Here is a 6,059-nt window from a genome sequence, read left to right as displayed (position 1 = left end):
GGACGTAGCGCCAGCAGGTGGTGGCCGAGACCCCGAACCCGGCGCCGGCCTCGGCGAACGGTTCTCCTTTACGCAGGTGAACCAGCACGAGCAGGGCTTGTTGCCCGGCATCGAGCCGGCGCCAGCGTGATCCCAGCTCCCGGCGGTGCGTGCGGATCAGGCCGGACACGAATCTCAGGGTCTGATGTGACAACGGCAGCGCGGCGCGATAGAACAGCATGTGAAGCCCCTGGTGCTGCGGAGCGGTCTTGGTCGATGGCTCTGTTACCAGGGGCTTCGCCATGTCCAGGGTCCGACACGCCGCGCCTGCGTCAACCAGTCACAGCAGAAGTCCCTTGTCCGCCAACACATCCAGACCAGGATGAAAAAGGCTCAATAGCCCGAGAATGTCGCGCCGGCCCTCGCAGGTCACGGCGAGCGCCTGCGAGTCCCGGGATCGGACGCGACACCACCGATCGCTGACGCACACGACTCAGCAATGGCAGGATGTAGCGGCAACGAAGCTCGGGGCTGGACGAAGGTCTGTGAGAGGACGCTTGTTGCACCGGAGCTTCGTTCGCCCATCCCACGCCACACCGAGGGCCACCGCCAGTCGTTTCAGACACTCAGCCGGAACAGACGATCTTGGAGCCGCCGGTGCCGGGCACCCCGTCACGGGACGCCCGGCACCGGGTGAGGGTTAGGGCCTCGATGGGCAGATCTTCCACGCGAAGTGGTAGGTCGTCTCGATCGACCCGTCGGTGGAGTCCATCGAGATGAAGCTGGTGACCTTCGTCGGGTCGGACGTGCCCGTGGCCACCCGCAGTTCGGTGTTGATGTTGAAGTTTCTCTTCTCACCACACGGGTGGTAAACGATCGCGGTGACGGCGGTCTTGTCGGTCGCCTGCCAGTCCTCGCTCAACGGACCCTTGTAGTTGTGCTGCCGGTACTCCGTTTGCGACATGCCCTGGAAGTAGTAGTTGGCTCGTTCCAGGGCCGTGGCGCCACGCTCGAGGTGCGCGAAGCCGCGGTAGTCGGTGGACGCGATGCCGTAGGTGAAGCCGGACGGCACGTTGACGCCTAGGTTCAGCTGGCAGTTCTTACGGAAGTCAGTCGGCAGCGCCTGTGGCCCGACCTGCGCCATGAAGTCGCTGTAGGTGACGGTGAACGCCTTGTTGTCCGGACTCACGGCTACGGCGGCCGTTCCCGCCTTGCAGCCTGAGCCGTTGACGGTCACGACGTCGATGGTGATGCGGCCCGGCGGAGGCGTGTCGCCGGAGGCGCCGCCGGGCGGGATGATGATCGTCGACATCGCAAGCGCGGCCGCGGACAGCGTGTTGAGCATGGGGCACCTTTCCGTCTGGGATCCAACAATGAACGGGTGGCGGCAATCAGTGCCTGGATCAGCAGCGCTTCCAGGAAAGCTGGTACTTGGTGCTCACACTGCTGTCCGTCGAATCCATCGTCATGAAGCTCGCGTTCTTCGACGAACCCGCGTTTACACGCAGTTCGGTGTTGATATTCAGGTGGCGGACTTGACCGCACGGCGCGTAGACGATTTCCCACACCTGGGCGCGGTCGGCGGCATGCCAGTTGTCGTTCTTCGGACCGGAGAAGCTGTGGGTGCGGCTCGCGCTCTGCGACATGCCCTGGAAGTAGTAGGTACCCTTCTCCATGCCGGTTGCGTCCGGCTCCAAATGGGCGAACCCGCGGTAGTCAGCCTGGGCGATGCCGTACGTGAAGCCCTGCGGATAGCTCACTCTGATGTTGAGCTGGCAGTTCTTGCGGAATTCCGTTGGCGACGAGCCCAGTCCGGCCTGGGCGAGATAATCGCTGTAGGTGACCGTGAACGCCGTGCGATCATCCGCGGCCGCGACCGCCGCGGTGTCGGCTGGGCAACCGGAACCGTTCACGGTGACCACGTCGATCCTGACGTAATCGGGAACATCGGGAGCTGCCTGTGCGGCGGGCGCGGTAAGGACCGCGGTCAGCACGAGGGCAGCAGCCGCCACCATTTTCAGCATGGCCAGCCCTGCTTTCCGAAAGTGTGGTATCGGCGGGCGGAAGTCAGATGAGACATGGAACTTCTCAGGAAAGGGCCGCCGAATGGGTGACTGAATTTATTGGAATGCCTGTCGAGAGGCCGCTTTAATTTCTCGCCCCGAAATTCTGGGCTTGCATTAACCATGTGCCACACCCGCGTGGCGAATTAACCTCACTATTGCCGCCTTCTGATCCAATCGGGTGGTGATGGGGTCCGTTCGAGTCGTCGAAGCCTGACGTCGAAAACTACTCGAACGCAAGACGTGAGCTGCCGCATCTCGGGTTGAAGCACTCCTCGCCTAGTGGTGATACGCACGATCTTGACCAACCTCGACGAAGAGTTGCGCGTGGAGCTCGGGACCAGCTGGTCGTATACGAGACCCCGCGGTGCGACTATTCTTATGCCGGATCCTGAAAGGTTCACTCGACCGTGAAGGAATCGCCCGCGAAGCGCCCACCTATGCCTATGTCTTCACCGACCCGGCCGCGCCCACCATCAGCGGACTGCCCCTGCCCGCCAGCGTCCGGCCCGCCACCGCGCACGGCGGCGAACTCTTCTATCTCTTCGACTTCCCCGCCGGACCACGTCTCACCGACGACCAACGACGCGTCGCCGACCAACTCATCGGCTACTGGGCCGATTCGTCAGAAACGGCGACCCCAACGGCGCGGGCAGCCCAGCCTGGCCCAGCCTTGACGCCGCCAACCGCGCGCTCAGACTCGCTCCCGACGCCACCCACTCCATCTCCATGGCCACCGCGCACCACTGCCAGCTCTGGAACACCGCAGGGCTCCGGTAACCACGCACCACCCAAGGCACAGCAGGTCCAGAAGGCAGTGCAGAACTCGTCAAAACGGTGTTCTGCGGCGGGAGACCGCGTCGGCCGACGGAGCCAAACCAGCCCAGCCGACGAGCTGAGCACCGCCCAAACTCGCGCCGCCGTCGCCGTGGAAACATCCTCTTCTGCCCTCACCCCAATCGAGTACAAACTACGCTCTGACCACGACACCATCACCGCTGCCAGTTAGCCACAACGACTGGAACCCTCCCGGTAGGGCAGGTCAAGATGTCACCAATCCGTGCAGCAGACCCGAACAGGCGCAACGCGGCTGGCTCCGCCGCCTCGCCAGGCGTGGATTCCGGATCGCCGCCAGCCTGTGGAAACACATGCCGCTCGGCTCCCGCTGAGGCGTTAGTTCTAGGCACCGTCGCAAACCGTCGCTTCGAAGTCTAGGTTTGCCGTCACGACCCAGCCCTTCACCTGGGTGCGCAACACGATGGCCTCATAACGGCGGTTCTTGGCACCCTCCGGCAGGCTGTCGACCCGTACCTCATCACCGCGGCGCACCTCGCCGATGACGACCTGGTTGTCCTGGCTGCGCACCGTGCCGTCCTTGACAACTTTGTACTTGCGCCAACACCCGTTCGCAGTCGGCTCGCTCGACTGCGAGACAACGAGCCAAGCACCAAAGCCGACTACTACGACACCACCAAGAACAAGCAGCACCTGGTTGCGGCGCCTCTTCAGCCAGCGCCAAGGTTGCGCCGTAGTCACGTGCGCACTGGCCTGCGCCTCCCCCGGCTCGATCGGCTGCGTTCCGTTCTTGCGGTCGCCTCCACGCTTGGCTTGATCCCACAAAGTTCGGAACACCTCGAGGTCACCACCGAGTGCCTTGACAACAGCGCTGGTGGATCTCCAGCCCGTGGTCTTTTTGCCGGCGAACACCTCTCCGATGGTCGTTGTGCTGAGATGGGTCGCACGAGCGAGTGCCTCATACGTCGGCTCGTCCTTCTTGAGCCTGAGCTCCCTGAGCGCCTGTTGAAGTTGCTCGAGCGACTCCGACATCCCAGCTCCTCCACCTGCATTGTCCCGTAATACCTGCTGGTCAGCACCTTCCGGAGATTTCCCGCGTTGTCCGGGCAAGTCCGGAGAAAGGCCGGGAAGCCTATCCGGACCCGATCCTGGCTGGCTCTACTGAACAGGCCCCCCATCGGTGGCACTCAATGATCAATGACTCCGAAAGGTGACAGCAGATGATGCCGTACCGCCGCATCGCCATGACGGTCGGGCTGGCCGCGACTGCCCTGTCGCTCATGACAGTTCAACTCGTGGCAACGCCTGCAGCCTCTGCCACGAACGACGAGGATGCCGCCACATCCACCAAGGCCCGCTACACCAACGCCACCGAGGTCAAGGCCGACAGCTGCCCGGTGCACTGGAACTACCCCAAGGCCGGGCTTCCCGACCGCACCTGGTCAGCCGGCCGATCCACGGCCTCGAAAGACGTCGGTGTGCGCTACACCGCCGGCGACTACGCGCTTGTCCTGGACTTCTCTCGTGCACCGGATTCCGACCACAAGGGCGGCACCTTCCCCTGGTGGGGCTGGATCAGCAAGTCCTGCCTGGTTGATCCGGTGGCCCGGAAGTTCCCCGCCGGCACCACGACGAAGCAGGACAAGCGTTCCACACCGGACGCGGACAGCTTCGCCGCACCGCTGGGCGACCGGCAGGCCGTTGGCGGCGACAACGTTCCCAAGACCGTCGACATCTCACAGGCGCATCACGGCAAGCCGGACAAAGTACTGCACCTCGGCAGCGGTGGAACGTTGCGCAGCGGGCCGAAGCAGTTCGCCATCGGCAACCTCGACAAGGGTTGGGAGTTCCGCATCACCCGCAGCAAATGCCGCACCGAAGCCGGGTCACCGTTCAAAGATGACCAATGGGTGTTCGGATACGCACCTCAGGCCGGACGCTGGGGCTGGGTTCAGGCAGGCCACCTGCCAGCCTGCACAGCCTAATCATCAACTGACGTGAGCAACCAGCTCACGAGACTCAGTTGGACCAGCGGGCACGGCAGGGCGACTCGCTGGCGTTGGAGGAGTTGCTGCGACAACCAGCGGAATGTCGCCAGTAAGGTCGATCTGCTCGATGCCCTCGATCAGCTTGAACGCCGCTGGCCGACCGTGGCGCGGGCCTTGGCACTACGCGAACTGGCGGACCTCGAGTACACCGAGATCGCGGCGGAGCTCGGGTTGCCGATCAACACCGTCAAGACCTTCCTCCACAGAGGCAGGCACCACTTACGTGAGCTGCTGACTGCTCACATCGATTGATTCAGCACGAGAAAAAGGAGAACCGATGAACTCTGCCCTTGATCAACTGCGTCCCACCGCCGTTGCCAAGCGCCTCACCAGCGTCCGGCTCGGCAGGCTCTCGGCAGCTGCGATCGCGGTAGCTGCGACGGTCGGGCTGGCCGTTGCAGCTGCACCCGCGGCGCAGGCTGGCGGCCCGTACAAGTACGCCAGCGGCATGGACGCCTCCAACCACACCCGAGCCGCCGTGTGCGCAGCCGACTTGAGTGTTCGACACAGCCGCGGCGGCTCGGCGTTCAACTACCTGTACAAGTACCAGACCTTCGAGATCTGGGGTGTTGACGCCGAGTTCGGTAGCGAGTGGGTATACGGATTCGCGTACGGCAACGTGAACGCGCCTGGGTACGTGCAAAACGGGTGGTTCTGCTAAGAGGTCTTCGAGCGATCTGGCAAGCCTGGCACCGTAGTGGCCGGTCCGCAGCACGGCTACGTCCGACTACCGCAGGAGCAGACCACGGGACGGCGCCGGACAACGTCGTAGGTCAAGGTGTTCAGTCATCGGTTGTGGAAGTGTCGCTGTTACGCCCGGCGCCACTGCCGCCAACACACTGATGTGCCGCTGATCCAACGCTTGCGGCGCCTGTAGTTGCGGTGGTCGTTGAACCCTGCACGACCGGCCCGGCCCCTTAACACCCGTATGCCGATGAACGCCACTCGGTGCACCGACGGCCCCTAGACACGCTCTGTGCGCTGCAGTCATCAAACACAGCGGCGGTACAGCGACGCGATCGCGAGGAGGTCCTGCGGAGCCGTGTCCGAAGGCTGCTTTCCAGACACGGCTCCGTCCGCTAAAGGTTGTCCCGTAACGCTGTCTCGGCGTGATCGATGATCTTGGCGTGGATCAGGTGATCAGTGCGGAGCGGCCGGAGTGGGTGCCGGTGTT

General features: G+C 63.7%; 7 protein-coding genes. 3 read left to right on the top strand and 4 right to left on the bottom strand.

The genetic code is table 11. From position 1 onward, the window contains the following. From ABZ345_RS47265 to ABZ345_RS47250, 4 genes are all read right to left on the bottom strand, one after another. Positions 1-220: transposase family protein (locus tag ABZ345_RS47265; RefSeq protein ID WP_359862312.1), on the bottom strand; the 220-nt coding region annotated here is incomplete at its 3' end. A 459-nt stretch (positions 221-679) separates the two neighbouring features. Further along, positions 680-1,324, bottom strand: coding sequence for a DUF4360 domain-containing protein (locus tag ABZ345_RS47260; RefSeq protein WP_359862310.1), 645 nt, complete (start codon positions 1,322-1,324; stop codon positions 680-682). A gap of 58 nt (positions 1,325-1,382) precedes the next feature. Beyond that, complete coding sequence (locus ABZ345_RS47255) at positions 1,383-2,003, bottom strand: DUF4360 domain-containing protein (protein WP_359862308.1); 621 nt, start codon at positions 2,001-2,003, stop codon at positions 1,383-1,385. 1,218 nt (positions 2,004-3,221) lie between these two features. After that, positions 3,222-3,869: a helix-turn-helix transcriptional regulator gene (locus tag ABZ345_RS47250; protein WP_359862307.1), complete on the bottom strand. Its 648-nt coding sequence runs from the start codon at positions 3,867-3,869 to the stop codon at positions 3,222-3,224. Positions 3,870-4,057: 188 nt separating this feature from the next. On the opposite strand from ABZ345_RS47250, the gene ABZ345_RS47245 reads away from it, so the two are divergent. The 3 genes from ABZ345_RS47245 to ABZ345_RS47235 are packed head-to-tail and all read left to right on the top strand — an operon-like array spanning position 4,058 to position 5,546. After that, positions 4,058-4,822 carry a hypothetical protein gene (locus ABZ345_RS47245; protein ID WP_359862305.1) on the top strand — a complete coding sequence of 255 codons (765 nt, stop codon included), beginning with the start codon at positions 4,058-4,060 and terminating at the stop codon, positions 4,820-4,822. A gap of 12 nt (positions 4,823-4,834) precedes the next feature. Then, positions 4,835-5,137: a sigma factor-like helix-turn-helix DNA-binding protein gene (locus ABZ345_RS47240; RefSeq protein ID WP_359862304.1), complete on the top strand. Its 303-nt coding sequence runs from the start codon at positions 4,835-4,837 to the stop codon at positions 5,135-5,137. Positions 5,138-5,162: 25 nt separating this feature from the next. After that, positions 5,163-5,546, top strand: coding sequence for a hypothetical protein (locus ABZ345_RS47235; protein ID WP_359862302.1), 384 nt, complete (start codon positions 5,163-5,165; stop codon positions 5,544-5,546). Positions 5,547-6,059: the final 513 nt, after the last annotated feature.

It is taken from the genome of Lentzea sp. NPDC005914 (assembly GCF_040629405.1).
Classification (GTDB): Bacteria; Actinomycetota; Actinomycetes; order Mycobacteriales; family Pseudonocardiaceae; genus Lentzea.
Note: the sequence above shows the minus strand (reverse complement) of the source record. Positions and strands in the feature narration are given on the sequence as shown.